Here is a 24,857-nt window from a genome sequence, read left to right on the forward strand (position 1 = left end):
GATTCAGCTCAGATGCGTTACTGCCCAAGCTACCTGGTCTCCACCTCGTCGTTTCGCCCGATACATCGCGTTGTCGGCATCGGCAAGAATCCGATCGATGGTTCCCGAAGCGTCCGGGATTGTCGAGGACAGCCACACGCTGGCTCCGACGCTCACGGAAATCGACTGCCGGCCGGCGGGCCGCGATATCGAATTGTGAATGTCCACCACGGTTTGTTCGATGCGACGTGGCTCCACGGGCATGAGAATCACGAACTCGTCGCCGCCAGTCCGCGCCACCAGCCCGACCTCTCCGACCACCGAGTTCAGGCGCCGGCCGACTGTCACCAGCATCCGATCGCCTTCCGCGTGACCCAGTTTGTCGTTGACGCTCTTGAACGAATCGACATCGATCACCACCGCAAGGACTACGTGTCCTTGGAGTTCGCCGACACCGAACAACTGTTGCCAGACATTGTGCAGCCCACGTCGATTCAGGGCAGCGGTGAGTGGATCACGCCAAGAGTGTCGTGCGTCGTCGGTCAAATACAGGACGAGGAAATGCACGGTCATCGAAGCTGAAGCGATAACACACCCGATGACGAATCCAGTGGACACCGACAGCGAAGAGTCGGTATCCGGATCGGTTACAGCTCGAATTGTCAGTAGCGCAACGACGAACAGCGCGCCGGTGATCTGTGCGGTGACTATTCGAGGGCTGTGGAATACCGACGAATAGTTCGCGACGACCACGAATAGGACGGTGCCGGTCAATGCCAGGAAGCTCGAATGGATTCCGGCGAGAAGTATCAAGGACAAGCAGATATTGGTGAGCGAAACGAAACGAACGGATTGATGGTGACTCGGCCAAGACCGTCCGAGTGACCAGCGAATCATGCAGTAGAGCGCGATCATGCATGCTGCGCCCGCCGCGAGCCGTTCAGGGAGCTCGGTTGCGCCACCCTTCACGAATTGAGCCAGTACGGCGAGTGCCACGAACACAGCACACCAAAAGGTGACGACCACCCTGGCTGTCCCCAACATCGATCGAGCAGCCAGGAACCTCGGGAACCATTCGCCGTCGTATGCAAGAGACCACCAGCGACTCAACAGTCCAGTTGTTTGACGAATGTTCTGCCCCAACCCCGCAGCGCCACTGACTCCCATGAAACCCCCTCCGAGATCTTGCGAAAATTCCCGGAAGATTCTTCGTCAAGATTTGATCCCCGAACAAGGTACCCGATAGTTGAACGATGGATTGCCGTCTCGTGGGGTGTGGGCTGCTCTAGGGTGTGATCGGTGTGGTCAGGATCTTTCTGAGTGCCGGAAGGTCCAGGGTTGCAGCAAGATCTGCAATAGTGACCCCCGACAGTGATGCGCGCCAGGCTTTTTCGGCGTCGGCCATGACCTTGGCGATTCCGCAGGCGGAACGGCACTGTTCCGGTGGGGCGGCGAGGATTCCTTGCTGTCGAATCTCCGTGCACCGGAACGCAGGTTCGGTGCCGTCAACGGCCTGTACGACGTCGAGAACGGTGATCTTCTCGGGAGCCCGGGTGAGAACGTACCCGCCGTCTCGGCCCTCGGTCGGATTGACCAGACCGGCGTGCGCGAGCGCTCGCAGATGCTTCGCCAGGTATGTCTTCGACACCCCGTGAAGTTCGGCGAGTCTGGCTGTGGGTACCGGCCCCTCGGACTGGCTCAGAACCACGCAGCAGTGGAGTGACCACTCCACGCCTCCGGAAAGCTTCATGATTGGACTCTATCGACGCCGCGGAAAGCGGTGCAGGCCGGACGTCGCTCGAGTTGTCGACGTCAGGCCTTCACGGCAAGCCACGCGTCGTATGTTGTCGGCGCGATCCATGCATCTGCACCGGGCGTCGGGGTCAGTGCCGAGTTGTCGAGTTTCGCGCCGAAGTAGCCGGCTTCGGGATCGGAGATAACCGAACGCTTGTCGCCGGTGACGAGGAACAAGCGCCGGACCAGTTCGTCGATGCCCAGCGGTTCGGGTCCGGCAATCTCGACCGTGCCGTTTTGCGGCGCGCCGGTCACTACCTCGGCGACGTGGGACACGACGTCTCGAGACGCGATGGGTTGCAGATGTCCCGGCGTTGCGTGGACGGCGCCGTCGGTGGTTCCCGCGTCGGCGATTCCGGCGACGAACTCGAAGAATTGGGTCGATCGGACGATCGTGTAGGGGGTCGGGCCCGCTTTGACCAGGTCTTCCTGGGCGACCTTGGCTCGCATGTACCCGGAATCGGGCAGTCGATCGGCACCCACGATGGACAGTATGACGTGGTGCCCGACGCCTGCCTTCTCTTCCGCGGCGAGGATGTGGCCGGTTCCGTCGCGGAAGAAGGCCAAGACGTCGTCGTCCGACCACGAAGGGGAATTGGTCAGATCCACGACGACGTCGGCACCCTCGACTGCCTCGGCGATACCTGCGCCGGTGGTGATGTCGATCCCGTCGCCGCGACCGAGCGCCTTCACGTCGCGCCCGGCGTCAGCGAGCTTGGCGGCGACCTGGCTTCCGATGAGTCCGCTTCCGAAAATGACGATCTTCATGTTTTTCTCCTTTACTCGGATAAGTAGTGTCCAAGTATACTCGGACACTACTTATCCAAGTCAAGGGTTGCCCGGTCAGTCGAAGAGTTCGGCGGCCAGTGCTTCGTAGGTCGCGATCGGATCACCTTCGGCGGGAAGTGCTTGGATCGCAACGTGATCGGCACCCGCCGCGACATGCTCCCGAAGTCGATCCGCGATGGACTTCGCGGTACCCCGCGCAACCAGGGCGTCGATGACGCGATCGTTCCCCTCGTTGGCCAACTCTTCGGGCGCAAAACCGAGGCGCTCGAGATTGCTCGTGTAGTTGCGCAGATACAGATACGGGTTGGCGACGGCGGGGCGACCGATTGCTCTGGCCTTCTCCGGATCGGTTTCCAGGACAACCTTGTGCTCGGGGGCCAGGACCTTCGAAGGGCCGAGGATTTCGCGAGCTTCGGCCGTGTGTTCGGGGGTGGTCAGGTACGGATGCGCGCCGGCGGCGCGAGCGGCGGACAGTTTCAACACCTTCGGCCCCAGTGCGGCGAGGACGCGCCGCGATTCCGGGACCTGGGCCGCGTCGAGTTCGTCGAGATACGACACGAGTGAGGCGTACGGCTTGGTGTAGTCGCCGGTCGCCTCCGGATGTCCGACGCCTACGCCGAGCAGGAATCGACCCGGGTGCGCGGCTTCGAGTCGGTGATAGGACTCCGCCACCTCAGCCGCAGGTGAGGACCAGATGTTGACGATTCCGGTTGCCACGGTGATGTGCTCGGTCGCGTCGAGAAGTTTCTCGGCGATCCGTAGATCGGCGCGTGGGGAGCCGCCGATCCAGATGGTGCCGAAACCGAGTTTCTCGATCGCAGTTCCCAGCTCGGGCGGCAAACCAGCCGCTCCTCGCCAGATTCCGTAGGTGCCCAGGTCAGGTGTTTTCGTAGTCTCCGTCACAGCGGGTGCAACTCGGCTGCTGCCGGGATCTATTCCTTCCGTCGTCATTTGCCCGGCGCGCGGTAGTCGGTCGGTCGCTTGACTGCCTCGTCGATCTGCTCCGGCGTGAGCAGTGTGATCGACTCCGAGCGTGCTGCACCTGCCGCAGCCGTGCGAATGCTCAATGCGGCTGCCGCGACGTCGTCCGGCAGGTTGCCGATCACGAACATGTCGTGACCGCCCAGTGCGAAGTGGCAGGATTCGACAGTGCCACCGATGCTTTCGACCATTCGCGTTATCGCGTCGCGCCGCGCAGTGCCTCCCTCCTGCTGTAGACCGGCGGCGCCGGAGGGTGAGTACGTCACTTGCCAGAGGTATTTCGGCATTTCCACTCCTAGCTCGGGATGGGTACTTCGATCGTGTACCCGTAGGGCGCTCGGTGGCAATGGGTAGGGGACAATCACGGCATGGTTGGAACTCCGGTGATCGTGACTATCGTGTCCGTGTGTGTAGGTTTTGTGATCTTCATGCTCGCTGCCAGTGGTGCACGCGGAAAGTGGGACCGTCGCCTCGTGATCGCGTTGTTCGTCGGTGCGGTGGTGTGCCTGACCGTCGTACCGGTATCCGTCGCGCTCAGCGCCGGAGTTTGAAACACGGAGTGCCAAAACGCTCGAGTGCCGCTTAGTCTGAATCGATGGCAGATATTCGGGTAGGTATCTCCGGGTGGACGTATCCCGCGTGGCGCGGAGATTTCTATCCGAAAGGTCTTGCTCACCGCAAAGAATTGTCTTATGCCGCAGAGAGATTGACGTCGATCGAGATCAACGGCTCGTTCTACGCGCTGCAGAAGCCGGAAAGCTACACCAAATGGCGCAGCGAAACTCCCGAAGATTTTGTGTTCGCGATCAAGGGCGGCCGGTACATCACACACATGAAACGGCTGCTCGACGCCCGTGACGGACTCGCCAACTTCTTTGCCGCCGGAACACTCGCCCTCGGCCCCAAGCTCGGGCCGATTCTGTGGCAACTACCTCCGACGCTGCAGTTCGAATCGCAGCGATTGGCCGACTTCTTCGACGGTCTTCCCCGTACCACTCAGGCTGCAGCCGATCTGGCAGCACAGCACGACGACAAACTCACCGAAGACCGAGTGTTCGCCCAGACCGAGAGGGACGTGCCGATTCGCTACGCGGTGGAAGCGCGGCACGCCAGCTTCGAGACCGACGAAGCCGTGGACCTGATGCGCGAGCACTCCATCGGTTTTGTCGTCGCAGACACAGCCGGCAGGTATCCCCGCATCACCACTCCTACTACCGATTTTGTCTATGTGCGGATGCACGGGGACAAGGAACTGTATGCGAGTGGGTACACCGACGAAGCTCTGGACAAGTGGTCCAAGCGCTTTCGGGATTGGATGGACGAGGGCCTCGACGTGTACGTCTACTTCGACAACGACATGAAAGGCTTTGCGCCGCACAACGCAATGTCCTTGTTGGAGCGGCTGCGCTGACGGATCGCCTGGCCTGTCGGTGGGATGTGGAAGGCTTCCGCATGAACACGAGGACCGAGGAGATACCACGATGACGCCAGAACAGTGGACGCCAGAACAGAGCTGGCCGACGCATTGGCCGAAGGTCGCCCGTGACATCGCCGATGCCACGGCCGACGCACTCGCCGCGGTGCGGGCGGCAAATCGTGACGGACTACTCGTGGCTGTCGAGGAACTGCGCGGGCTCTCTTTCGAGCAGGTCAGCTCGGTTCACGCGGCGATCGTGCGCGAATTGCTCGAGGACACGCATCCGGACGGCTTGTCCAGCGAGGACGTGCAGGATGCGCTCACCGCCTGCGCCAAGTCCACGATCGTGTGGCTGCCGGATCTGGACGTGCAGGCGCTCGCTGCGGTCTACACCGGGGCGCTCGGGATCTCGGATCTGGAAGACGATTCGTTCCGTATCGGGCACGGCGCGTACCTGCGTTCGGCGGTTCTGGTCATCGGGAGTTTGTCGACCGGAGTGAAGAAAGCTCAGAGCGCGTACATCATTCGTGCAATCGGCGAAATCGCACGTGCTCAGACCATCGAGATGCCCTGAGCGTCAGTTCGTAAATCGAATTAGGCTGAGGTCATGTCCAAGATCGCCAGCGCAGATCGTGTGTCGTTTGCCGAGCTCCTCGAATTCGTCAGGCCGCGCCATCGGGCCACGTTCGTCACGGTGAAGAAATCCGGCGAGTTGCAGATCTCTCCGGTGACGTGCGGGGTCGACGACGAGGGTCGGATCGTCATCTCCACGTACCCGGAACGGGCCAAGGCCGCGAATGTCCGCCGCACCCCGGCGGTGTCTCTGTGTATCCACTCCGACGAGTGGAACGGCCCGTACGTCCAGGTGAACGGAACCGCGGAGTTGATTGACCTCCCGGACTCGGTGGAACCGTTGGTCGACTACTACCGATCCATCGCCGGTGATCATCCCGACTGGGACGAGTACCGCGAAGCCATGCGCAAGCAGGGTAAGAGCCTGATCCGCGTCACCGTCGACTCCTGGGGTCCGATCGCAACAGGCGGGTTTCCGCCCGGACGCTGACGCTATCGAGCAGGCGGCGAGAGTTCGACTACATGCGCGTCTTTGGCGGCCAGCGGCTCTTTGCAGTGCGCGCACACAACTTGGGCGTGCAGGATCTCACCGCAACGGTGTTCGACGACGGTCGGCGGTGGACCCGTCGTCGCAAAGGCGTCCCCCCATTCCATGAGCGCCATCAGAATGGGATAGAGCGCCTTCCCTGATTCGGTGGCGACGTATTCGTAGCGCGGTGGATGGTCTTCGTAGCGTCGCTTCGTGAGGACGTCGGCGTCGACAAGGGTGCGCAGACGCGCGGCGAGGATGTCGCGGCTCGCACCCGTGCCCGCGGCGATCTCGTCGAACCGTCGTTGCCCGAGGGCGATTTCTCTGAGCACCAACAGTGACCACTTCTCGCCGACGACCTCCAAGGCGTTGGCGATGGAGCAGTTGCGTCCTTTTGTCGCCGTCATCTCTGGGCCCCTGTTAGTTGGAAATGTTAGTTGGGAATTCCAACTTAGCACTTGACGGCATGTATTCGAGGGCGGAAGGTAGGTCGAGAAATCCAACGGAGCAGATGAGGGGTCGTCATGACGGAATTGAATCTCGAGGCAGCAAGCGGATTTGTCAGCGCTGCCGGATTGCAACTGGACGAGGTGTCCGGCACGAAGGTTGTCGGGCACATCGATCTGTCCGAGGAGCATCACACGCCGTGGGGCGTAGTCCACGGCGGTGTCTACACGACCGCCGTCGAGTCCGCCGCGAGCATCGGGGCCAGCACTGCAGTGGCGGACCGTGGCGAATTTGCCGTCGGAGTGCACAACGGAACGGATTTCCTGCGGGCGCGTACGGGTGGGCGCGTGGACGTCGTGGCTGTGCCGATACAGCAGGGCCGGGTTCAGCAGTTGTGGTCGGTGGTCATCACCGATCCGGAATCGGGCAAAGAGGTGGCGCGCGGTCAGGTGCGTTTGCAGAACGTACCGCTGCCGAAGTAGGTCAGTCCCAGATCCCCGAGTCGATGTTGAGTGAGATGCGTTTGAGCAGTGCCGTCAGTTGGGCACGTTCGTCCTCGTCGAGTCCGGTGAGTACTTGACGGTCGCGCTCGACGCGTCGGGGAAACTCTGCCTCGACCAATGCGCGACCGGCATCGGTGAGTTGAAGCAGAACCACCCGCCCGTCGTGTTCGAAACGTTGACGCTCGACAAAGCCCAGCTTGGCCAGGCGGTCTGCGTGTTTTGTGGTGGCGGCGCCGCTGACCATCGTGACGGCGGTGACCTCGCTCGCCCGCAGGGGACGGTCACTGCGAGCGAGTGCGCTCATCACGTCGAATTCGGCGCGAGAGACCCCGCTGGACGCCAGTGCGCGGTCGAGCTGGTGAAGAGACTGCGCGTTGATGCGGGCGATCCGGCCCATCACCTCGACGGGAGCAGTGTCGAACTCGGGGTAGGCGCGCTTCCATTCGCGACGGACTTTGTCGATGAAGTCGTCTTCGGATCTGTTCGCCGCGCCCATGTCCCTATCTTAGCGACAGAATTCACATTACTTCACAAGTAATTTACTAGTGAAATAAATGTATGCTGATTGGGTGAGCCGAACCGAAACCGCAGCCAGGACGCCCAGCCGTCTCACTCATTCGAGTGAAGCCATTGCACATACCGTCTCCGGGGCGACGTGGCGAGCGGCTTTTCGCGTCGGATCTGCCGACGCGACCATCGCCCCCGCGATCAGGGTCGGGCTCGCCACCGCCGTAGTCCTCGTGGTCGGCGGACTGCTCGGGCATCGGGAATTGGCTGGCTTCGCGGCCTTGGGCGCGCTGTGCGCCGCGTTCGGCAGGTACGAGCCGTATCCACGGTTGGCCGGCAAGCTGGCAATGGTGGGTGCTGCACTGGTGGTTTCGATTGCCTTCGGCGGCGCCATGGGTGTCGCGGGCGTTCCGATGTGGTTGCAGATCGGCATCCTCTCTTTGCTTGCGGGTGCGTCGTACTGCTTCATGTCGGGCTTCCGGATCACCGGGCCAGGGCCCGTCATCCTCGTCTTCGCGGCGACCGGTGCAGCCGGATATGCCTCCAGCGTTGATGATTTGGCGCGGGTGGTCACTGCCGGTGCGCTCGGAGTTCTGGTCGGTTGGGCGGCCGCGATGCTCCCAGCGCTCGTACTGCCGATGGGACCTGCCCGCCTGGCAGTTGCCCGTGCAGTTTCTGCGGTGGGGCGTCTCGAACAGTCCGGCGCAGACGGAGTGGAACCGGCGCTCGGATCGATTGCCAACGCCCGCTTGGTTATTGCGTCGAGTGGCCGGATCAAGTCGACCGTCGATCACGGACGCGAACTGGTGGCGGTGCTCGACGAAGCAGAAGCGGCAGTTCAGGAGTGGCAGTTGCACGGCGACGCCACCCTGATTCGCAGCATTGCTCGGCACGAGAAGGAGCTTCGGAAGCTCAAGCGATCCAGCATGATCGAACACGATCTCGCACCGGCAAAGAACCTGGCCGCGCCCGAAGGCTATTTTCTCGAAGGATTGAATCGGCTGTATTCGCGCCCGGTGCGGATGAATGCTCTCCGCATCGTGGCAGCGTCGGCTCTGGCCGGTTGGCTCGCGGCGGGAGCCGGGTTGGAGCATCCGCTCTGGGCGTCGATGGGTGCCATCGCCGCGATGCAGGGGCTGAACTACAAGCAGACCGTCCAGCGTGGGATTCAGCGGTTGGTGGGAAATGTCGGTGGCGCCGTCGTCGCTGCTGCTCTCATCGCATTGACGCTCGGCTACTGGCAAGCGGTTGCCGTGGTCGTGATTCTGCAGACTGCTGCTGAGTTGCTCGTGATCAAGAACTATGCACTGACATCACTGGCCGTCACCCCGATGGCACTGCTCCTCATCGGTTTCAGTGCTCCGATCGGGACCGAAGCGGCAGTGGCTCGCGTCGCGGACACTCTCATCGGCGTGGTGATCGGTGTTGTCGTCGCCGCTGTGACGATCAGTCGATCGGATCGCCACCACGTCACCGTGTAACCGGTTCTGCCGTGTTTCCGGTTCTGCCGTGTTTCCGGTACTGCGTAGGCTCCTGCAGGTGGAGGACAGCACGCCGATCGACGGCCGGAAACTGCGTTACCAGCATCGCCGTGCCGAATTGCTCGAGCAGGTAACCGCGTACGTCACGGCGAACGGCGTCGGTGAACTGTCCATGCGGCCATTGGCCAAGGATCTGGGGATCAGTCATGCGACACTCATCCATCATTTCGGTTCGAAGGAACAACTGCTCACTGAAGTGGTTGCCACCCTGCGAGACAGCTCTTCTCTCGACATCTCTTCCGGGACCGACATCGTCGAGATGTTGACGAGTTACTGGAATGGGCGCACATCAGCGGAATCGTTGCCGAACTTTCGCTTGATGTTCGAGATCTACGGACAGGCGTTGTTGCATCCGGAGCGGTATCGCGAGTTTCTCGACCATGTGGTGGGGGACTGGTTGGGTGGTTTGGCGGAAGCTGCGCTCGCGCACGGATGTCCACCCGATCGCGCTGATCGCTACGCGACGATCGTGTTGGCGCAGATTCGCGGGTTGACGCTCGATCTGGTGACCACCGGTGACCGCGTCAGAATCGACGCGGCGTTCGCCGAATTCGCGGCTGCGATGGGCGCTCTGGCCAGCTCCTGGAAGGCGATCTGACGCTCCGAATGCCGTGACGCTTCAGGCGATCTGCTCGAACAGGGACACGATGATCCCTTCAGGCCCCCGGACGTAGGCCATGCGCACGCTGTTCTCGTACTCGCCGATCCCGCCGATGAGTCCGTAACCGTCCGCAGCCACCGCGTCGACCGCAGCCTGGAGATCGCCCACCTCGAAAGACACGTTGCGTATCCCGATCTCGTTGGCCATCGGAGCAGGCGATCCGGGTACGTGCTCGGGCGTGACGAAGGACGAGAGCTCGAGCCGTGATCCTTCGCCCGGCGGGCGCAGCATGGCGATTTCGCACTTGGCTCCAGGGATACCGCAGACGGTTTCCACGAACTCACCCTCCACGGATCCGGTGCCCTCCACCTCGAGACCCAGACCGACGAAGAATGCCGTCGCTGATTCGAGGTCCGTGACGGTGATGCCGATGTGGTCGAAACGCTGTACGTGTGCCATGGACACATCCTCCTACTGTTTTTTCGTGCGGTTCGATGCTAGGTCGGAGTTAGGGCGTGAATCTCGACATATACGTTTCACGAAGCTGCAAGATTTTGCTTGACCGATCGGTTAAACAAAATCTACGATAACGTCCAACGAGGTCGCCCACCGCACGAACCGGAGTCGTCAGACGTGAAATTCCAGTCGAAGTCGTTTGCCCGCATATCCATCGCAGCCCTCTGTGCTGCAACGATCGGCTCCGCCGTTGCTGCGCCCATCGCGTCCGCACAGGCACCGAGCGCGTCGCAAGCCACCGGCACTGTGGTGTCGAGTGAGCCGCTACCGAAAGATCTGTGGATTCCGGGTACCGCCGACGCCAAGCGATTCACGTACTGGACCATCGGTTCCAACGGCGGGCCTGCGCTGAGCAGTGGCGCGTACTACGTCCCGGCCGGTCCGGCACCGGAAGGTGGTTGGCCCGTCATTGCGTGGGCGCACGGCACCACGGGACTCGACGATTCCTGTGCCCCTTCGCTGGTCGGTCCTGGCCTGCCCGAGCGCGACTACCCCTACCTGGGGCGTTGGCTCTCCGAGGGCTACGCCGTAGTCGCCACCGACTACGTCGGTCTGGGAACACCGGGGCTGATGCCGTATCTCGACGGAAAGGTGGAGGCGCACAGCGTCGTCGACTCGGTCAAGGCTGCTCGGGTGATCGACCCCACCATCTCGAATAGGTGGGCAGTGGTCGGGCAGTCGCAGGGCGGCGGTGCGGCCATCACGACGGCGCGCTACGCCACCGAATACGGTGGGGATTCTCTCGACTATCGCGGCGGGGTGGGTACCGGAGTGCCGGCCAACATCGAGTTGACCCTCCTGCCTGCCGGTCCGGGCTTCCCTCCCATCGCCCTCGGCGGCGGATTGACGTCGTACGCGCTCTACATCCTCGCGGGCTTGCGGGAAGCGCACCCCGAGATCGACTTGAATTCCTACCTGAACGACTTGGGAAGGGAAAAGGTCGACTCGGCCGAAAAGCTCTGCGCCGCAGACCTGGACGAGGCATCCAAGGATCTGGTCCTCGGTGACATCTTCTCCCGCCCGCTCAGTCAGATCCCGAACTTCCAGGGTCTGCTGAACGATTACATGGGTGTACCGACCAGTGGATACGATCGCCCCATCTTCATCGGCCAGGGCTTGCTCGACGTGGATGTCCCTGCACCGTCTGCACTTTCGCTGGTTGCAGCGTTGGTCGCCAACGGTGAACCGGTCACGTTCAAGACCTACAACACCGATCACAGCGGCGCTTTGGTCGAATCACAGGCTGACACGATTCCGTTCGTCGCGAACCTGTTCCGTTAGACATATCGAGAATCCAACTCATCCGAGGGTCGCTGTCGCACAACTGCGACAGCGACCCTCGGTCATTTCTGTGACTCCTTGATTGCGTTCAGCCGCGCCTCGAGGCCGTCGAGGACACGGTCGAGTGTGTAGCGATAGTGTTCTGCCCGTGTTGCTTCCGCAGCATCCGGTGGACCGGCGAACTTCCCGATCAGTGTCTCCATCGATGAACGAGGATCTGAGGGTCCGTCGTTACTCAGTCGTTCCAGCATCGCGCTGTGATCGGGTGAAGGCTGTCCGCTGGGAATGCGCCTGGCGTCGTTCATGGCGATCAGTGTGATTGTCGAGGTGAAGGCGACGGTGTAAGCCTGAGCGGCTTCTTCCCCGAACCCGGCGTCGATCAGCGATGCCAATCCGGCCTCCATGAGTTCCCGGCTGCGCTGGGTGGCAACTCCGTTCATCAGCAGCCACTGTGCCGCGCCTGGACACTCGATCAAGGCCTCTCGCATCTGCAAGAGCAGATGCGTCAGCCATTGACGCCAATCCTCTTGTGCGGATGGCACGTTCACGGCCGACACCGCACTGTCGACCACCGCAGCCGAGAGTGCGTCCCGATCTCCGACGAGTCGATAGACGACGGAGAACGACGTATCGAGTTCGCCGAGCAGCTGCCGCAGCGACCAGCCCTCGACTCCGTGCTCGCGACTGAGCCCGAACGCCACGGTCAGCACCGCGTCCGCAGTGATCCCGGTGTTGTAACTCCGGCGGCGCTGTGATTTCGCGGCGGACTTCTTGTCAGGTGATGGCGCAGTCATGGTCCGACCGAGCTTAGTGGCGTCGGATCGCGTCGCGTAGTCGACGCAACCGATTGACGGATGAACTTAGGTGAGGTTTACTTGCCAAATCCGAGCAGTGCTCCGATTTGTATCGATCCCCCGATTTTTCGAAGCTGAAGGACATTATGAAGTTGAAAACGCGACCCGGTTACCTATCGAGGCTGGGAGCTTCGCTGCTGGTCAGTGTCGTTGCCCTGACTGCGGCCGCCTGTAGCTCGAGTGAGGCGGGACCGACGACGGAACCTGCCGAGGGAACGCGTGTTGTGTCCCACGAATTCGGTGAGACGTCGGTTCCGGGCGACCTCGGGCGAATTGTTTCCCTCGACGAATACGCCGCACTCGGTCTCCTTGCCGTCGGCATCACCCCTGATGTGGTCTTCACGTCGTGGGGATCGGAGATCGGCCAGGACATCTTGGCGTCAGCTGGTACCGAGGTGGTCACGGTGCCGCCGCTCGGTGCACCCCCGATCGAGCAGGTCCTCGCCCAGGACCCCGGACTGGTCATCTTCACGTCGATGGGCGATCGGAGCTACTACGACTCCCTCGCATCGACCGTCCCCACAGTGCCGGTCCCGGCCGTCACCACTCCGTGGCGTGAGAATCTTGCCTTCTTCGGACGCGCTTTTGATCGTCAGTCGGTTGCCGACAAGCTGACTGTCGCCTTGGAGGGCAAGATCGCTGACGTCTCTGCTCGGTCCGGTGGTGAAGCGAACACCGTGTCGGTGCTGATGAGCAGTTCTGGAATCCTTGCCACCACCACCGAGCAGGCGCCGCCGTCCTTGTTGTTGGCGGAGAGCGGCTCCGGGCGTCCGGAATCCCAGCGATCGAATGCCGCTGGAGGACTGCCGTATGCGCCCCTGTCCGACGAGGCGATCCCGGCGCAGGATGCTCGGATCGTGGCCGTGTTCGACGAGGGCGTGTACGAGTTCGGCAAGGTTGCCGGTGTTCCCGGGTTCTCGAGTCTTTCAGCGGTGCAGGAGAACCGAGTGGCCAAGGTCAACGGAGACATGTGGCTCGCCACTCATCCCTTCGCCACCTTCTGGATGATCGAGGACATGGATGCCATGGCTGCCGGCAATCTGACCGGCACCGGAACCGAAGCTGTTGCCGCGAAGCGCTATCAGGAATTCACGGCGCTGACGGCATGAGTTCGAGTGCGTTGAGTCGGCGCCTGGCTCTGCGATGGGGAGCGGTGACGCTCGGCTCTGCGGCTTTGGGTTCTGTGGCACTGAGTGCGTGCAGCCGTGGCTCGGCGAACGAAACCACTTCTGAGATTTCACCGTTCGACGACGAAGTTCGTGCTGCCGAACAGGCGAGATTTCATAGCGGGCGCACAGTCGAACGGAATCTGACAGCTGCACCGGCTCGGGTGAGTCTGGGCGCCAGAGAGGTCGACACATGGTCGTACGGTGCGGAAGCAGTTGGCCCGGAGCTTCGAATCTCCAAGGGAGACCGGCTCAACGTTCTTTTGCAGAACGACCTTCCGACGGAGACCTCGGTGCACTGGCACGGCATTGCGATCCGCAACGACATGGACGGCGTCCCGCCGGTCACCCAGGAACGAATCCAACCAGGTGCCGAGTTCACCTACGACTTCGTGGCCCCGGATCACGGAACATATTGGTACCACTCCCATTCAGGATTGCAGGCCGATCGAGGGTTATTCGGTGCACTCGTGGTCGAGGACCCGAACGACCGGACCGGAGCCGACGAGGACGTCGTCATCGTGATCGACGACTGGCTCGACGGGCTGGGAACAACCCCGGATGCAGTGCTTCGCGCATTGTCACCGGACGTGCAGGGAGGACACCACGGGCACGGCGGCACTCCACCGGAAGTCGATGATGCAGAGATTGATTCTGCCGCAGAACTTCTCGCCAGCGGTCACGGCAATTCCGAGGCGCTCGGTGGAATGGCAACGCACATCACGTATCCACTGCACCTGATCAACGGACGGCCTGTGGAAGATCCCTTCGTCGTCAGTGCGACGGCCGGAACTCGGCTTCGATTGCGGGTGATCAATGCCGGGGCGGAGACTCCGTACCGTTTCTCGGTCGCCGGGCACGAGATGACCGTTGTCAGTGCTGACGGGCAGGACGTTGCCTGCACAGCCGGAGACGAGATTCTGATCGCACCCGCGCAGCGATACGACGTATTGGTGACGGTGCAGTCCGGCTCGTGGCCCATCGCCGCGAAGGTGGAAGGGAAGTCAGGTGGCGTCGCGTGCCTGCTTCGGACGCCGGATTCGGTAGCGGTCGTCGACCTGACTTCGCCTGCAGTGCTGTCAGGTTCCGGCGGTCGGCTCGTTCTGGAATCGGAGCTTCGCCCGTCAGGAGCACTGGAGCAGAGGGCACCGGATCGTGCGTATTCGGTGGATCTCATTCAGGCCGGCGATCGATACCTCTGGGGAATGGCGGGCGCCGATGCAGGTCGGTTGAGAATGAAGCAGGGCGAGCGAATACGAATCGTCATGAACAACGACACCGACATGTGGCACCCGATGCACACCCATGGGCACACCTTCTCGGTTCCCTCCTACGGCGGGCTTCGCCGAGACACCGTGATCGTACTTCCGCGTACACAAATGGCGATCGACTTCGACGCCGACAATCCAGGACGGTGGATGTTTCACTGTCACAACGCGTACCACTTCGAGGCCGGGATGACTGCCGACCTCCACTACGTTCGATGAGGAGAGCAGAATGTCATTTCGCACCGGATCGACCACATTGATCGCTGTTGCAGCGGTATTCACACAGACGTCGTGCGGCAACGATTCGACGGGATCTACCGAGCAAGCGCCGGTCGAGATCTCGGTGAAAAACCTTGCGTACACACCGAACTCCGTCACCGTGCACACAGGACAGACCGTCACGTGGATTTTCGAGGACCAGGGAATGCCGCACGATGTCGTGTTCGCCGAGTTGGGGATCAAGAGCGATCTCCAAGGAAGCGGAACCTACAGTCAGACCTTCGACAAAGCCGGAACGTTCACCTACACGTGCACACCACATCCGAACATGACCGGCACGATCATCGTCGAAGAATGAGTGCGGCAATGAAAATGAACGAGTCCGCAGCCCCGGAAGACTCGCCTGGACTCGTCGACCGAGACGCTTTGGGCAGGATGATCGCGCCGGTGAGAAATCAACTCCTCCTAGGGGCGGGTCTGTCGGCACTGTCGGTGCCGTTGCGATTCCTGCCCTACGTTGCGGTGGTCGAGATCACGCGGGTGCTCCTGACCGGCTCGTCGTTGAACCTGGTCTGGATGTGGGCCGCAATCGGTGCAGCGGGCACAATTCTCGGTTTTGTCGTCTACAACGCAGCACTGACCGTCTGTCACACCGCCGACGCGCATTTCAAATACTCGATCCGCTCGCGTATCGCTCGGCATCTGTCCCGAGTTCCTCTGGGGTGGTTTGCAAATGGTGGCACCGGTGAAGTGAAGCAGGCGATGACGGACGACGTGAAGCGGATGCATCTTCTCGTCGCTCACCTTCCCGCCGACGTGGTGCCCGCGATCCTGTCGCCGATAGTGGCCCTGATCTATCTGGTGGCGATGGACTGGAAGTTCAGCCTGGTCCTGCTCGGCTACATCGGAGTGTGTCTCGCTCTCGCCGCGCCGTCGATGCGCAGAGCCTATCGAACGAACGTCGACTCCTGGAATCTTGCAATGTCGACATTGACCTCTGCGACAGTAGAACTGGGCGACGGTATCGAGGTTGTCAAGACGTACGGGAGTGGGAGTCGCGCATTCGCGCGCTACTCGAGCGCTGTCGATTCGATGGTTGCGGTGTGCGTGCGATGGATGTCGGGGATGGGAAGGCCGGTGGTCGCGATGTCGATCCTCCTCTCACCGGCGGTACTCATCGTGGTCATCACGGCGACGGGAACTGCAATGTTGTCCGGGGGTTGGATTACCCCGGTAGCTCTTGTTGCCTTTCTGGTCGTCGGAATCGGTGTTCCGTCGTCGGTTCTGCACATGGGAACGATGGCCAACCTCTACCGCGAAGGCCAACTGGGAGCGACTCACGTCGAGAGCATCCTCGGCGAACCAGAACTGGCCGAACCTCAGGATGCAGTGCCTGCTCGCAGCACTTTGGTCGAATTCGACAGCGTCGGCTTCGAATACACCATTGGGCAGCGCGTCCTCGAGAACATCTCCTTCGAGATGCAACCGGGCACCGTGACCGCGATCGTTGGCCCCTCCGGCTCCGGAAAGACCACTTTGGCGCGTCTACTTCCGCGGTTCTGGGACGTCACGGACGGGTCTATTCGACTGGGCGGAAGTGATTTACGAGATCAGTCCAGTCGCGAACTCTTGAGATCAATGGCCATCGTCTTCCAAGATGTCGTGCTCCTGCGGGACAGCGTGCGCGAGAATATTCGGCTCGGTCGACCGGATGCAACGGATCTGGAAGTGGAGACAGCGGCGAGGCGGGCGCAGATTCACGACGTGATCATGCGACTGCCGGAGGGGTACGACACCGAGATCGGTGGTGGTTCGGGCGGTGAGCTGTCGGGTGGGGAGAAGCAACGCCTGACGATCGCCCGCGCCATCCTTCAGAACCCGCCGATCGTCATCCTGGACGAGGCGACTTCGCAGGCCGATCCCCACAGTGAATCGGCCGTTCAACGCGCACTGGGCGAGATCAGTGCAGACGGCGGCACCCTGATGGTGATCGCTCATCGACTGCACACCGTCTGATACGCAGATCAGATACTCGTTCTCGACGCCGGACGGATCGTGGAAAAAGGTACGCACGAACAGTTGTCGGCGCTCGGCGGAACCTACGCGCGGATGTGGGCGCTCCAGAACCCCCTCGTCGAAGACATCTCTCCGCGAAAGGCGCCGCAATGATTCGAGACCTGGACGAAATCCTCGGGCGCGACAATGGGATGCGAGGTCAGATAGCAGGTTTCACGCTCGCCGGGATACTCGAGGGTGTCGTCTTTGCACTGATGATTCCGATCCTGAAAGCGGTGGTTCGCGGCGATTACGACGCCGCAGTTCCGTGGGTTGTCACTGCTGCTCTCGTGGCGGTGGCCTGTGGCGCCGTACGGTGGATCGCCGAGAATCGGGCGTACCGCATCGGAATCGAGGGTTTTGCCGGTGGAATCATGCATCGCCTCGGTGAGCACTTGGTGCAGGTTCCGCTCGGGTGGTTCAGCAAGGCAAACCGTGGAGCGTTCACTCGCCTGGTCACCGAGGGCACGGCAATCTTGATGAGCATCCCGGGAATGATCATCGCGCAACTCGTCACCGTCACGGTGACTCCAGCGACAGTGGCGATCGCTGTCTTGTTTGTGGACTGGCGACTGTCTCTCGCGATGGTCGTCTTCGTTCCACTGGGGATTCGGGCTTACCGCAACGTGCAGCGGGCGGTTGTTCCCGAATACGAGGCGATCGGCAAGAGCGAATCCGAGTTGGCATCGCGCGTCGTCGAATATGCACAGGCGCAGCAAGTTCTACGTTCGGCCGGTAAGAGCGGCGAAGGCTGGACTCGGTTGGACGAAGCTCTTGTGTCCAACCGGGACGCACACCTGCAGGAAATCGGATCGGTCGACAAGTATCTGCTGCGCTTCATGATCGTCGTTCAGATTGCCTTTCTCACCGTCCTGGTTCTGGCGGCACTGCTGGTCACCACCGGGTCCATCGACACAGCAAGCGTGATCGTTGTTCTCGTGTTGGCCGTGAGGTTCGTGGAGCCGATGCAAATGCTCGCAGGATTCGGTGAAGGTATCTCACTGGCCCGGGTGTCGCTCGGATCTGTCCGCGAGATGATCGATGTACCGGTGCTGGCGGAACCTGAGGTGCCGAAAGAGCCTACGTCGTATGATATACGGTTCGATTCGGTCTCCTTCGGCTACGGCCCGGATCGCGTGATTCGTAACGTGAGCCTCGAATTCCCGGACTGCTCGGTCACTGCTCTGGTCGGTCCTTCCGGTTCCGGAAAGACAACTCTGGTTCGGCTGATCTCCAGATTCTGGGACGTCGACGAAGGTGCGCTAACCATCGGGGGAGCCGATGTTCGCGACATCGGAACGAGAGCATTGATGTCTCGGATATCGACTGTCTCACAGCAGGTTTACCTGTTCGACGGAACCATCCTGGAGAACGTTCGGTTGGCGAGACCGGATGCCACCGAGTCGGAGGTCCGTCAAGCAGTGGTGGATTCCAGACTAGGCGAAGTGATCGACCGTTTGCCGAGCGGCGAGGAGACCAGGGTAGGTGAAGGCGGATCACTGCTGTCCGGCGGTGAACGTCAGCGGGTCTCGATTGCGCGGGCATTCCTCAAGGACACTCCGATAGTTCTACTCGACGAAGCGACTTCCGCCCTCGACGGAGAGAACGAAGTCGCCATCACCGAGGCAATTCACCGATTGGCCCGTGGTCGAACGGTGGTGATCATCGCTCATCGCCTGTCGACAATTCAGGGAGCAGATCGCATCGTCTACCTCGAAGCCGGAGGGGTCGAGGAGGTCGGTTCCCACGAAGACCTGATCGCGCGAGGTGGAAAGTACTCGGATCTGTGGGCCGAGCGCAGTGGCGCGGAGGGATGGAGGATCGACCGAGCGCCTAAGCGGTGAAGAAACCGTGTGGTTTGATCGACGAATGGACGAAGCCGCTGCAGATCCAGTGAAACCGCCGCGCAAGCGCCGGTGGCCTCGTTGGGTCGCAGGCATTGCGGTGCTCGGAGCAGTTGTCTACGCGGGCTCGATCGTGTGGATCTCCGTGGCGTCGGCCGGCCACACGTCGGACGCCGCCGATGCTCCCGATGCTCCGGTCGTGATCGTGCTGGGCGCGCAGATCAAGGACGGCAAGCCGATGGCTTTCCTGAAAGGGCGGCTGGACGCAGCAGTAGAACTGGTGGAAGCGGGAAAGGCTAAAGCGGTCCTGGTCTCCGGCGACGCGAACGGCGGCTCGGGTGACGAGATCGCCGCGATGACGAACTACCTGGTGGAGCAGGGAATCGATGAGCGTCGTATCGTGGGGGATCCGTACGGCCTCGACACCTATGACACCTGCTTCCGGGCCATACATACGTATGGGGTGACCAAGGCGTTGATCGTCACTCAGGGGTATCACGTGCCCCGCGCTGTGGCGCTGTGCCGAGACGTCGGCATCGACGCAGACGGTGTGAACAGCGATTGCGGGTGCGCAACTCCGACGCTGATCAAGAACGCCGCCCGGGAGTGGGTTCTTGCCAAGCCCAAGGCAGCGCTGGACATGCTCTGGAGTCGGGACGCAAAGGTGACGTCGCCGTCGGAGGACTCGGTCCAGGTGGCGCTGTCGATTCCCTGACGCGGGGTGAGTGCGCACGGTTTCTGTCGAGTGAACACACGCTCCGGAGAGTCGGAGCGTGTGTTCACTCGAGGTGAAGGGTGCTAGCTCGACAGTCAGATCAGTGCTGCGGCGGCGAATGCTCCCAGTGCGATCAATGCCGCGCCGGTGACGCTCTGCACGCGACGGTCCACGACGCACATGATCGAGAGGAATCCCGGCATCGAGCCACCACGCTTGGTGTGCACGATTGCCGCGAGGCTGGGCATGCAGCGGCCAAGGGATACGACCGTGAACAGCGCCGCCCCGAGAGCCGGTGTACCCGAAGCCATGACGCCGAGTGCCAAGAGGTAGTACGCACTCGAGCGGATGAAGATCAGAAATCCCGGACCGATGATCGCGCCGAAGATCAGCGAGACCTTCCACGGCGCCATCGTGCGGCGGAGATGGCGCGGAAGCTGTTGGCGCCGCATCGGAGTCGGCATGCTCACCGCACCCAATTCATGCAGCCCGTATGCAACCGCGACGACGGCCCAGACGCCCAGCGCCCAGCCGATCGGCACGTACCCGGACATCGCCGCACCGAGAGCGCCGATCAATGCCCCGGTGACGGCTCCCGTCGTGACCGAACCCAGAGCGTGCCAGCCGAGTCGGCGGACGGGAGTCGAGGATCCCTTCCGATCGACTTGCTTCGGCGCCGCAACAACTCCGGCGACGGACATTCCGCAGGTCGACCAGTTCGCGGCCAGCGACGTAACCAGTCCGGCGCCGATAACAGCTGTGGTCAAAGCTGTTGTCGCAGATGGCGTGGCCACGAGTGCGAGGCCGGCACCCGCAGCGGCGCCCGCCGCGACGAGGCTGACACGGGTCGCGGTGCCGACCGAGCCTTGAAGGGTCGGCCGGATGTCAGGGACGTCGGTCTGCAGTGGGCCGTGTGAGAGAACAGTAGTCATCAGATCCTCCGAAGTGTTTGTGGTTCAGGAAAAGTGTCGAGCCGAAGTCGCAGCGAAAAGTGATGAGCCAGAGTTCACAGCACTGTGATGACTCCGATCATGTACGGGTGCACGGAGCACGAATATTCGTAGACGCCGACGCTCTCGAACGTGTGCCGGAACGTTCCGTCTCCGGTGATACCGCTGTCGAGCAGGCCGGGTGATTCCACGTGATGCAGGAGTCCGCCGTCGTCGAAGCGCCACTCGACGGTGCCGCCGTGCTCCACGGTGACGTCCATCGGACTGAACTGAACATTGCTGATCTCGACCACCACGTCGGGGACGGGATCTTCTGTGCCGCAAGCTGGGACACACGTCGCCGCGACGGCGAGGCCGAAGCCGGCGATCCACCTCCTCACTATTGAACGATCACGGTGCCCACCATCATCGGGTGGGGCGTGCAGTGGTAGGTGAAGGTTCCGGCGTCGTCGAACGTGTACGAGAAGGTTCCCTCGGTGAGCAACTCGCTCTTCAGTTTCCCGTCGAGATCACCGTTGCCGACCACGTCGTGGGGGAGTCCGCTGTCGTCGAACTTCCATTCGACGGTCTGTCCCTTCTCGATGGTGACCGATGCCGGTGTGTACGCCATGTTCTTCACCTCGATCACGACTGCAGGTTCGTCCGACGACGCACCGGCATCACTACTGCAGGCGGTGAGGCTCAAGGCAGCGCACGCGGCCAGGAAAGCGGGAACGAGTTTCTTCATGAGGTGTTCTCTCCATTCTTCGACTTGTCAGCGGACGTAACGCAGATTTGCCGTCATGCCGGCCTCGAAGTGGTAGGCGTTGTGGCAGTGGAACATCCACTCGCCGGGATTGTCGGCGTCGAACTCGATGGCAAGCTCGGTGCCGGGTAGGACGTTGACGGTGTCGCGGCGAAGTCCGCCGTAATCCGGTACCGCAAACGTGTGGCCGTGGGTGTGCATGGGGTGCCACATCGTGGACGCGTTCTTCATCGTGATCCGGACCCGTTCGCCCTGTTTCATGACGAGCTTGCCTGCATCGGCCCCCGCCATTCCCCAGACGTACCGATCGCCGGCCTGGATCAACTCGATGCGGTAGTCGCGATCAGGCGATTTCGTCTCGAGCCGTGCGGATTCCGCGGGCCGGAGTTCGCTTTCGGTGACCAGTCGGCCGGCCAGTTCCGAGAGGTTTCCGCCCACATCCGGGTTCGCCAGCGCCAACGCGTCGGTGCTGCGTAGGACGGTCGACGCATAACCATCTCGGCCCTCGACCTTCGCCACCACCGGCCATGTTCCCGACTTCACCGTCACCAGCACGTCGTAGCGCTGCGCCATTCCGACGATGATGGTGTCAGCGGGAGTTGGTTCCACGTCGTAGCCATCGGTAGCGACAATTGTCATCTCGTGACCGGCCACAGCAAACCGGTACGGAGTTTCGGCCGCTGCGTTGATGATTCGCAGTCGCAGGGTCGAACCGGGCGCTGCAGTGACGACAGCAGGATCGTTGGGTGGCCGCCCGTTAATCAAGTGCAGTGGATACGCGATGTGTTGAGTCATCCCGCCGAGTGGTTCGGAAGAACCGTGTCCGCCGCTCACCAACTGTTGCGCGACGGACATGTCGGCTTCCGAGTGTTCCGCCGGAGTTGTTGCCCCACCGCCGTGTCCGCCGTGCCCGCCCGAAATTGCCGGGTTCAGGGCCATCAGGACGGAATCCGGTGTGGTACCCAATCCGTCGAGCCAGTCGTCGAGCACCAGAACGGCATCGATGTCGGCCCCGGTGATGTCGTTCGGGTTCTCGACGATCAAGGCGCCGAACAGCCCCCGATCGGCTTGTAATCCGCTGTGCGAGTGGTACCAGTACGTTCCCGGATCCGGTGCGATGAAGTTGTACTCGAAACTCGAACCGGCGCCGATGGGAGCCTGCGTGGTGGGTGCCGCGCCATCCATGTCGTTGCGGATTCGAATTCCGTGCCAATGCAGTGTTGTTTCGGCGTCGAGGCCGTTCTGGACGCTGACGTTCACCCGGTCACCGGACTTCAGGCGAAGTTCCGGAGCCACCGCAGCGCCTCCGTACGTCCACGTGTCCACGAGGCGTCCGCCAAGATCTACCGTCGAGAATCCGGCGGCAAGGGCAAACGCAGCGGTGGTCCCGTTCCAGGCTCGCGCCGATTCTGCGGCGGCAACTTCCGGGTCGGTGGGCAGGATGTAGTCGAGATCGGTCGTCGGCGTCGGAGATGCTGCAGTGGAACTGCATCCGGCAATCGTCCCCATTGCGCCGAGCCCGAGTGCTCCGGCGCCGAGTGCTCCCAAACTCAGGAAGCGGCGCCGGCCCATCACCACACCGGATCCGGGACGACTCATCGGAATACTTCTGGTGTGATCAACCCGCTGACATCCCCGACGTTGCCCGAGACATCGACGGAACTGACCTGCTCGCCGGTGCTCGCGTTGTAACCCACGATCTTCTGCGGAGCGGAGCCTTCGACCTCAGGTCCGGTACCGAGCACGTAGAACGTGGCGCCGTCGACGGAAAAGGTCATGCTCTTGATGTCTGTCAAGCCGAGGTCTGCAAGCGTCAAGCTCTTCACCGGGGCGAAGGTCGTTGCATCGGACAAGTCGATCTTGACCAGTGAGCCTCCCCGAGCAGAGTCCGGATGAATAGCCGTGTCCGTGTACGCGATTGCGAGCCGGGTTGCGTCGGCGTTGATGACGTTCTCCGAGAATCGACCGGAGTCCTGCCCGGCGTTTCCGATCGGCTTGACACCTTCCTGAGGTAGTCCGTTGGAGAAGTCGAAGACGTACACATCGCCGTTCTCACTGACCAGCAAGGCTTTATTCGCTTTCGATGCCCACGTGACCTTGCGGGTGGAGACAAAATCCTCGGGTAGGACCTTGCTTCGGGCGGTTTCCTTCGGAACACCGTCGTCACCGATCGTGACGTGCAGCAGTTCCCGGGTGTCCTCGCAGACGCTGTACAGCTCGTGATCGACCGTCCACGTGAACGGACCGCAGCCGACTATCTGGAGTGCACCGGTCGCTTCCTTCTTCTCGAGGTCGACCACCCTGATGCCGTACAAACCGTCGTCCCACGTGACGAAGAACTTGCCGTCGGAGGTCACGGCGTTCGAGCCGGGACGGGAATGTACGCGTGCGACGTCCGGAAGCATGACCTCGGCTGGTTCCAGTAGGTTCCCGGAGTAAGTGCTGACCGTGAAATCTGCCGCGCCGCGGGAACCTCGGGGCCGCCACACCTCGGCAGCGAGCACCGCAGGATCCTCGGCGGAATCCCCGACGAATCCGTGAATGACCGGATCCCAGATACCCGGGCCGACGGTGATCCGGCTCTCGGCCACACCGGTTTTCGGATCGATGACGTTGACGCTGAGCTCGAGTTGGCCGAATCCACCTTCGACGCCCAGCAAGCGGTCAGCTGCGATCGGGGTGATCGAACCGACGTGCAACGGCTCGGGAATGGTGTCGCCGATTTCCTGGTCGTCGTGACCGAGGGAGATTCCCTCGCCCGGTGCAGTGAACGGAACTGTCGGATAGGTGACATCACCTGCGCTGGAGGGTTCGTCGTTGTCGGACGAACTGCAACCGGCCAGCGCGAGTACGACGGTGAGTGGGATGACGGCAACGGCGGGTCGCGCCAGTTTTCGGGTTCGCGGACTGCTCATGATCCGGCACCGACCTTGGGGCGCTCGGCCGGTCGAGTCTGGCAGTCCTCACCGATGATGGGCGCCATCGTGCAGGTGTATGCCTGGGACTCGTCGGAGACACACCAGATGATTTCCTGGTCGTAGCTTCCGGAGACCGGGTTGTACATCACGGCCTGCATGTCCGGTTCGCCGCAGAATGCGTTGGAACACGAAGGCGCACCGCAGCAGTCGTAGTAGGCGATCAGATAGGTCTTGCCGGTATCAGGGTTGGTGCAGCATCCGACCCAGAACTCTGCGCCGGGCTTGCTGCCGGGGGCACAGGTGGTGACACCGCCGCCGTTGCATGCGGCACAGGACGTTCCGTCCATGTTGCACCAGCGCCAGTACTCGCACTCGGCCGGATCTTTACCGTCGTAGACAGGGACAAGAGGTTCGGGGCCAGGTGCCGGCGCAGGAACCTCGGGCTCTTGGGCGAAGGCACTACGTGTCACGGGAAGTGTGCTGATCAGTGCCACTCCTGACACACCCATGGTCCACTTGCCGATCCGACTGATCATGGATCGCCGCGAAACTCGTTCGGAGAGTTTACGTCCGGTTCGGCTGGTAAGCGAACCGCCCTGGCCCGCCATCCATTCGGCCTGGGCCTGAACTGTCGCCTCGTCGACGGGATATCGATTCTCCGTCAT

29 protein-coding genes are annotated in these 24,857 nt (G+C 62.0%); 14 read left to right on the plus strand and 15 right to left on the minus strand.

What is annotated here, in order from left to right:
- Window positions 1-3 precede the first annotated feature (3 nt).
- The 5 genes from RhoBH5_RS16605 to RhoBH5_RS16625 all read right to left on the minus strand — a co-directional run bounded on the left by RhoBH5_RS16605 (window position 4) and on the right by RhoBH5_RS16625 (window position 3,830).
- Complete coding sequence (locus tag RhoBH5_RS16605) at window positions 4-1,146, minus strand: GGDEF domain-containing protein (protein ID WP_007729732.1); 1,143 nt, start codon at window positions 1,144-1,146, stop codon at window positions 4-6.
- Between the two features lie 118 nt (window positions 1,147-1,264).
- Complete coding sequence (locus tag RhoBH5_RS16610; RefSeq protein ID WP_039973110.1) at window positions 1,265-1,729, minus strand: RrF2 family transcriptional regulator; 465 nt, start codon at window positions 1,727-1,729, stop codon at window positions 1,265-1,267.
- A 62-nt stretch (window positions 1,730-1,791) separates the two neighbouring features.
- The gene (locus RhoBH5_RS16615; RefSeq protein WP_270008537.1) at window positions 1,792-2,541 is read right to left on the minus strand and encodes an SDR family oxidoreductase; all 750 of its coding nucleotides are present in this window, start codon (window positions 2,539-2,541) and stop codon (window positions 1,792-1,794) included.
- A gap of 75 nt (window positions 2,542-2,616) precedes the next feature.
- On the minus strand, window positions 2,617-3,465 hold the full coding sequence (locus RhoBH5_RS16620) for an LLM class F420-dependent oxidoreductase (protein WP_270008538.1): 849 nt from the start codon (window positions 3,463-3,465) through the stop codon (window positions 2,617-2,619).
- Window positions 3,466-3,509: 44 nt separating this feature from the next.
- A complete protein-coding gene (locus RhoBH5_RS16625) occupies window positions 3,510-3,830 on the minus strand; it encodes a GYD domain-containing protein (protein WP_007729728.1) in 321 nt (106 codons plus the stop codon).
- An 81-nt stretch (window positions 3,831-3,911) separates the two neighbouring features.
- Here RhoBH5_RS16625 and RhoBH5_RS16630 point away from each other — a divergent pair, with 81 nt between their 5' ends.
- The 4 genes from RhoBH5_RS16630 (at window position 3,912) to RhoBH5_RS16645 (ending at window position 6,023) form a co-directional block, all read left to right on the plus strand.
- Window positions 3,912-4,094, plus strand: coding sequence for a hypothetical protein (locus RhoBH5_RS16630; protein ID WP_007729726.1), 183 nt, complete (start codon window positions 3,912-3,914; stop codon window positions 4,092-4,094).
- Between the two features lie 44 nt (window positions 4,095-4,138).
- Complete coding sequence (locus RhoBH5_RS16635) at window positions 4,139-4,954, plus strand: DUF72 domain-containing protein (RefSeq protein ID WP_058226655.1); 816 nt, start codon at window positions 4,139-4,141, stop codon at window positions 4,952-4,954.
- A 70-nt stretch (window positions 4,955-5,024) separates the two neighbouring features.
- The gene (locus RhoBH5_RS16640; protein ID WP_270008539.1) at window positions 5,025-5,534 is read left to right on the plus strand and encodes a hypothetical protein; all 510 of its coding nucleotides are present in this window, start codon (window positions 5,025-5,027) and stop codon (window positions 5,532-5,534) included.
- Window positions 5,535-5,567: 33 nt separating this feature from the next.
- Window positions 5,568-6,023, plus strand: coding sequence for a PPOX class F420-dependent oxidoreductase (locus RhoBH5_RS16645; RefSeq protein WP_030536493.1), 456 nt, complete (start codon window positions 5,568-5,570; stop codon window positions 6,021-6,023).
- A gap of 2 nt (window positions 6,024-6,025) precedes the next feature.
- Here RhoBH5_RS16645 and RhoBH5_RS16650 read toward each other — a convergent pair whose 3' ends face one another.
- Window positions 6,026-6,469, minus strand: coding sequence for a winged helix-turn-helix transcriptional regulator (locus tag RhoBH5_RS16650; RefSeq protein WP_042447121.1), 444 nt, complete (start codon window positions 6,467-6,469; stop codon window positions 6,026-6,028).
- A gap of 117 nt (window positions 6,470-6,586) precedes the next feature.
- Between RhoBH5_RS16650 and RhoBH5_RS16655 the strand changes: the two genes are divergently transcribed.
- A complete protein-coding gene (locus tag RhoBH5_RS16655; RefSeq protein ID WP_003940256.1) occupies window positions 6,587-6,991 on the plus strand; it encodes a PaaI family thioesterase in 405 nt (134 codons plus the stop codon).
- Window position 6,992: 1 nt separating this feature from the next.
- On the opposite strand, the gene RhoBH5_RS16660 is transcribed toward RhoBH5_RS16655, so the two are convergent.
- Entirely contained in the window at window positions 6,993-7,508 is a 516-nt protein-coding gene (locus RhoBH5_RS16660) for a MarR family winged helix-turn-helix transcriptional regulator (protein ID WP_003940222.1), read from the minus strand.
- A gap of 58 nt (window positions 7,509-7,566) precedes the next feature.
- Here RhoBH5_RS16660 and RhoBH5_RS16665 point away from each other — a divergent pair, with 58 nt between their 5' ends.
- A complete protein-coding gene (locus RhoBH5_RS16665; RefSeq protein ID WP_270008540.1) occupies window positions 7,567-9,000 on the plus strand; it encodes an FUSC family protein in 1,434 nt (477 codons plus the stop codon).
- A gap of 58 nt (window positions 9,001-9,058) precedes the next feature.
- The gene (locus RhoBH5_RS16670) at window positions 9,059-9,658 is read left to right on the plus strand and encodes a TetR/AcrR family transcriptional regulator (protein WP_003940389.1); all 600 of its coding nucleotides are present in this window, start codon (window positions 9,059-9,061) and stop codon (window positions 9,656-9,658) included.
- Window positions 9,659-9,679: 21 nt separating this feature from the next.
- Here RhoBH5_RS16670 and RhoBH5_RS16675 read toward each other — a convergent pair whose 3' ends face one another.
- A complete protein-coding gene (locus RhoBH5_RS16675) occupies window positions 9,680-10,120 on the minus strand; it encodes a VOC family protein (RefSeq protein WP_064687801.1) in 441 nt (146 codons plus the stop codon).
- A gap of 174 nt (window positions 10,121-10,294) precedes the next feature.
- On the opposite strand from RhoBH5_RS16675, the gene RhoBH5_RS16680 reads away from it, so the two are divergent.
- The gene (locus RhoBH5_RS16680; RefSeq protein ID WP_003940397.1) at window positions 10,295-11,458 is read left to right on the plus strand and encodes an alpha/beta hydrolase family protein; all 1,164 of its coding nucleotides are present in this window, start codon (window positions 10,295-10,297) and stop codon (window positions 11,456-11,458) included.
- A 62-nt stretch (window positions 11,459-11,520) separates the two neighbouring features.
- On the opposite strand, the gene RhoBH5_RS16685 is transcribed toward RhoBH5_RS16680, so the two are convergent.
- Window positions 11,521-12,252 (minus strand): TetR/AcrR family transcriptional regulator, encoded by a 732-nt coding sequence (locus RhoBH5_RS16685; RefSeq protein ID WP_030536498.1) that lies wholly within the window; start codon window positions 12,250-12,252, stop codon window positions 11,521-11,523.
- A 284-nt stretch (window positions 12,253-12,536) separates the two neighbouring features.
- On the opposite strand from RhoBH5_RS16685, the gene RhoBH5_RS16690 reads away from it, so the two are divergent.
- From RhoBH5_RS16690 to RhoBH5_RS16715, 6 genes are all read left to right on the plus strand, one after another.
- Window positions 12,537-13,421: an ABC transporter substrate-binding protein gene (locus tag RhoBH5_RS16690; protein ID WP_270008541.1), complete on the plus strand. Its 885-nt coding sequence runs from the start codon at window positions 12,537-12,539 to the stop codon at window positions 13,419-13,421.
- Window positions 13,418-14,965 (plus strand): multicopper oxidase family protein, encoded by a 1,548-nt coding sequence (locus RhoBH5_RS16695; protein ID WP_270008542.1) that lies wholly within the window; start codon window positions 13,418-13,420, stop codon window positions 14,963-14,965. The genes RhoBH5_RS16690 and RhoBH5_RS16695 overlap by 4 nt, the downstream gene beginning before the upstream one ends.
- Window positions 14,966-14,975: 10 nt before the next feature.
- Window positions 14,976-15,323: a plastocyanin/azurin family copper-binding protein gene (locus tag RhoBH5_RS16700; RefSeq protein ID WP_270008543.1), complete on the plus strand. Its 348-nt coding sequence runs from the start codon at window positions 14,976-14,978 to the stop codon at window positions 15,321-15,323.
- Window positions 15,324-15,331: 8 nt separating this feature from the next.
- Window positions 15,332-16,981, plus strand: coding sequence for an ABC transporter ATP-binding protein (locus tag RhoBH5_RS16705; protein ID WP_270008544.1), 1,650 nt, complete (start codon window positions 15,332-15,334; stop codon window positions 16,979-16,981).
- Between the two features lie 149 nt (window positions 16,982-17,130).
- Window positions 17,131-18,864: an ABC transporter ATP-binding protein gene (locus tag RhoBH5_RS16710; protein ID WP_270008545.1), complete on the plus strand. Its 1,734-nt coding sequence runs from the start codon at window positions 17,131-17,133 to the stop codon at window positions 18,862-18,864.
- Window positions 18,865-18,889: 25 nt separating this feature from the next.
- Entirely contained in the window at window positions 18,890-19,579 is a 690-nt protein-coding gene (locus RhoBH5_RS16715) for a SanA/YdcF family protein (protein WP_019745580.1), read from the plus strand.
- A gap of 95 nt (window positions 19,580-19,674) precedes the next feature.
- On the opposite strand, the gene RhoBH5_RS16720 is transcribed toward RhoBH5_RS16715, so the two are convergent.
- The 6 genes from RhoBH5_RS16720 to RhoBH5_RS16745 form a co-directional block, all read right to left on the minus strand.
- Window positions 19,675-20,511 carry a hypothetical protein gene (locus RhoBH5_RS16720; RefSeq protein ID WP_042925930.1) on the minus strand — a complete coding sequence of 279 codons (837 nt, stop codon included), beginning with the start codon at window positions 20,509-20,511 and terminating at the stop codon, window positions 19,675-19,677.
- Between the two features lie 74 nt (window positions 20,512-20,585).
- On the minus strand, window positions 20,586-20,909 hold the full coding sequence (locus RhoBH5_RS16725) for a cupredoxin domain-containing protein (protein ID WP_270008546.1): 324 nt from the start codon (window positions 20,907-20,909) through the stop codon (window positions 20,586-20,588).
- Window positions 20,909-21,256: a plastocyanin/azurin family copper-binding protein gene (locus tag RhoBH5_RS16730; protein ID WP_003940240.1), complete on the minus strand. Its 348-nt coding sequence runs from the start codon at window positions 21,254-21,256 to the stop codon at window positions 20,909-20,911. Before RhoBH5_RS16730 ends, RhoBH5_RS16725 begins: the two co-directional genes overlap by 1 nt.
- Window positions 21,257-21,283: 27 nt before the next feature.
- Complete coding sequence (locus tag RhoBH5_RS16735) at window positions 21,284-22,873, minus strand: multicopper oxidase family protein (RefSeq protein ID WP_270008547.1); 1,590 nt, start codon at window positions 22,871-22,873, stop codon at window positions 21,284-21,286.
- On the minus strand, window positions 22,870-24,189 hold the full coding sequence (locus RhoBH5_RS16740; RefSeq protein WP_270008548.1) for a hypothetical protein: 1,320 nt from the start codon (window positions 24,187-24,189) through the stop codon (window positions 22,870-22,872). The genes RhoBH5_RS16735 and RhoBH5_RS16740 overlap by 4 nt, the downstream gene beginning before the upstream one ends.
- Entirely contained in the window at window positions 24,186-24,857 is a 672-nt protein-coding gene (locus tag RhoBH5_RS16745) for a methylamine dehydrogenase light chain (RefSeq protein ID WP_029256402.1), read from the minus strand. Before RhoBH5_RS16745 ends, RhoBH5_RS16740 begins: the two co-directional genes overlap by 4 nt.

Source organism: Rhodococcus sp. BH5, from assembly GCF_027583855.1.
In the GTDB taxonomy this organism is placed as follows: domain Bacteria; phylum Actinomycetota; class Actinomycetes; order Mycobacteriales; family Mycobacteriaceae; genus Rhodococcus_F; species Rhodococcus_F qingshengii.

Bases quoted from the DNA above. Each gene is read 5' to 3' on its own strand.
- RhoBH5_RS16605 (WP_007729732.1), bottom strand. From the start codon at position 1,146: ATGGGAGTCAGTGGCGCTGCGGGGTTGGGGCAGAACATTCGTCAAACA.
- RhoBH5_RS16610 (WP_039973110.1), bottom strand. From the start codon at position 1,729: ATGAAGCTTTCCGGAGGCGTGGAGTGGTCACTCCACTGCTGCGTGGTT.
- RhoBH5_RS16615 (WP_270008537.1), bottom strand. From the start codon at position 2,541: ATGAAGATCGTCATTTTCGGAAGCGGACTCATCGGAAGCCAGGTCGCC.
- RhoBH5_RS16625 (WP_007729728.1), bottom strand. From the start codon at position 3,830: ATGCCGAAATACCTCTGGCAAGTGACGTACTCACCCTCCGGCGCCGCC.
- RhoBH5_RS16630 (WP_007729726.1), top strand. From the start codon at position 3,912: ATGGTTGGAACTCCGGTGATCGTGACTATCGTGTCCGTGTGTGTAGGT.
- RhoBH5_RS16635 (WP_058226655.1), top strand. From the start codon at position 4,139: ATGGCAGATATTCGGGTAGGTATCTCCGGGTGGACGTATCCCGCGTGG.
- RhoBH5_RS16640 (WP_270008539.1), top strand. From the start codon at position 5,025: ATGACGCCAGAACAGTGGACGCCAGAACAGAGCTGGCCGACGCATTGG.
- RhoBH5_RS16645 (WP_030536493.1), top strand. From the start codon at position 5,568: ATGTCCAAGATCGCCAGCGCAGATCGTGTGTCGTTTGCCGAGCTCCTC.
- RhoBH5_RS16650 (WP_042447121.1), bottom strand. From the start codon at position 6,469: ATGACGGCGACAAAAGGACGCAACTGCTCCATCGCCAACGCCTTGGAG.
- RhoBH5_RS16655 (WP_003940256.1), top strand. From the start codon at position 6,587: ATGACGGAATTGAATCTCGAGGCAGCAAGCGGATTTGTCAGCGCTGCC.
- RhoBH5_RS16660 (WP_003940222.1), bottom strand. From the start codon at position 7,508: ATGGGCGCGGCGAACAGATCCGAAGACGACTTCATCGACAAAGTCCGT.
- RhoBH5_RS16665 (WP_270008540.1), top strand. From the start codon at position 7,567: ATGTATGCTGATTGGGTGAGCCGAACCGAAACCGCAGCCAGGACGCCC.
- RhoBH5_RS16675 (WP_064687801.1), bottom strand. From the start codon at position 10,120: ATGGCACACGTACAGCGTTTCGACCACATCGGCATCACCGTCACGGAC.
- RhoBH5_RS16685 (WP_030536498.1), bottom strand. From the start codon at position 12,252: ATGACTGCGCCATCACCTGACAAGAAGTCCGCCGCGAAATCACAGCGC.
- RhoBH5_RS16695 (WP_270008542.1), top strand. From the start codon at position 13,418: ATGAGTTCGAGTGCGTTGAGTCGGCGCCTGGCTCTGCGATGGGGAGCG.
- RhoBH5_RS16700 (WP_270008543.1), top strand. From the start codon at position 14,976: ATGTCATTTCGCACCGGATCGACCACATTGATCGCTGTTGCAGCGGTA.
- RhoBH5_RS16705 (WP_270008544.1), top strand. From the start codon at position 15,332: ATGAAAATGAACGAGTCCGCAGCCCCGGAAGACTCGCCTGGACTCGTC.
- RhoBH5_RS16710 (WP_270008545.1), top strand. From the start codon at position 17,131: ATGATTCGAGACCTGGACGAAATCCTCGGGCGCGACAATGGGATGCGA.
- RhoBH5_RS16715 (WP_019745580.1), top strand. From the start codon at position 18,890: ATGGACGAAGCCGCTGCAGATCCAGTGAAACCGCCGCGCAAGCGCCGG.
- RhoBH5_RS16720 (WP_042925930.1), bottom strand. From the start codon at position 20,511: ATGACTACTGTTCTCTCACACGGCCCACTGCAGACCGACGTCCCTGAC.
- RhoBH5_RS16730 (WP_003940240.1), bottom strand. From the start codon at position 21,256: ATGAAGAAACTCGTTCCCGCTTTCCTGGCCGCGTGCGCTGCCTTGAGC.
- RhoBH5_RS16735 (WP_270008547.1), bottom strand. From the start codon at position 22,873: ATGAGTCGTCCCGGATCCGGTGTGGTGATGGGCCGGCGCCGCTTCCTG.
- RhoBH5_RS16740 (WP_270008548.1), bottom strand. From the start codon at position 24,189: ATGAGCAGTCCGCGAACCCGAAAACTGGCGCGACCCGCCGTTGCCGTC.
- RhoBH5_RS16745 (WP_029256402.1), bottom strand. From the start codon at position 24,857: ATGACGGAGAATCGATATCCCGTCGACGAGGCGACAGTTCAGGCCCAG.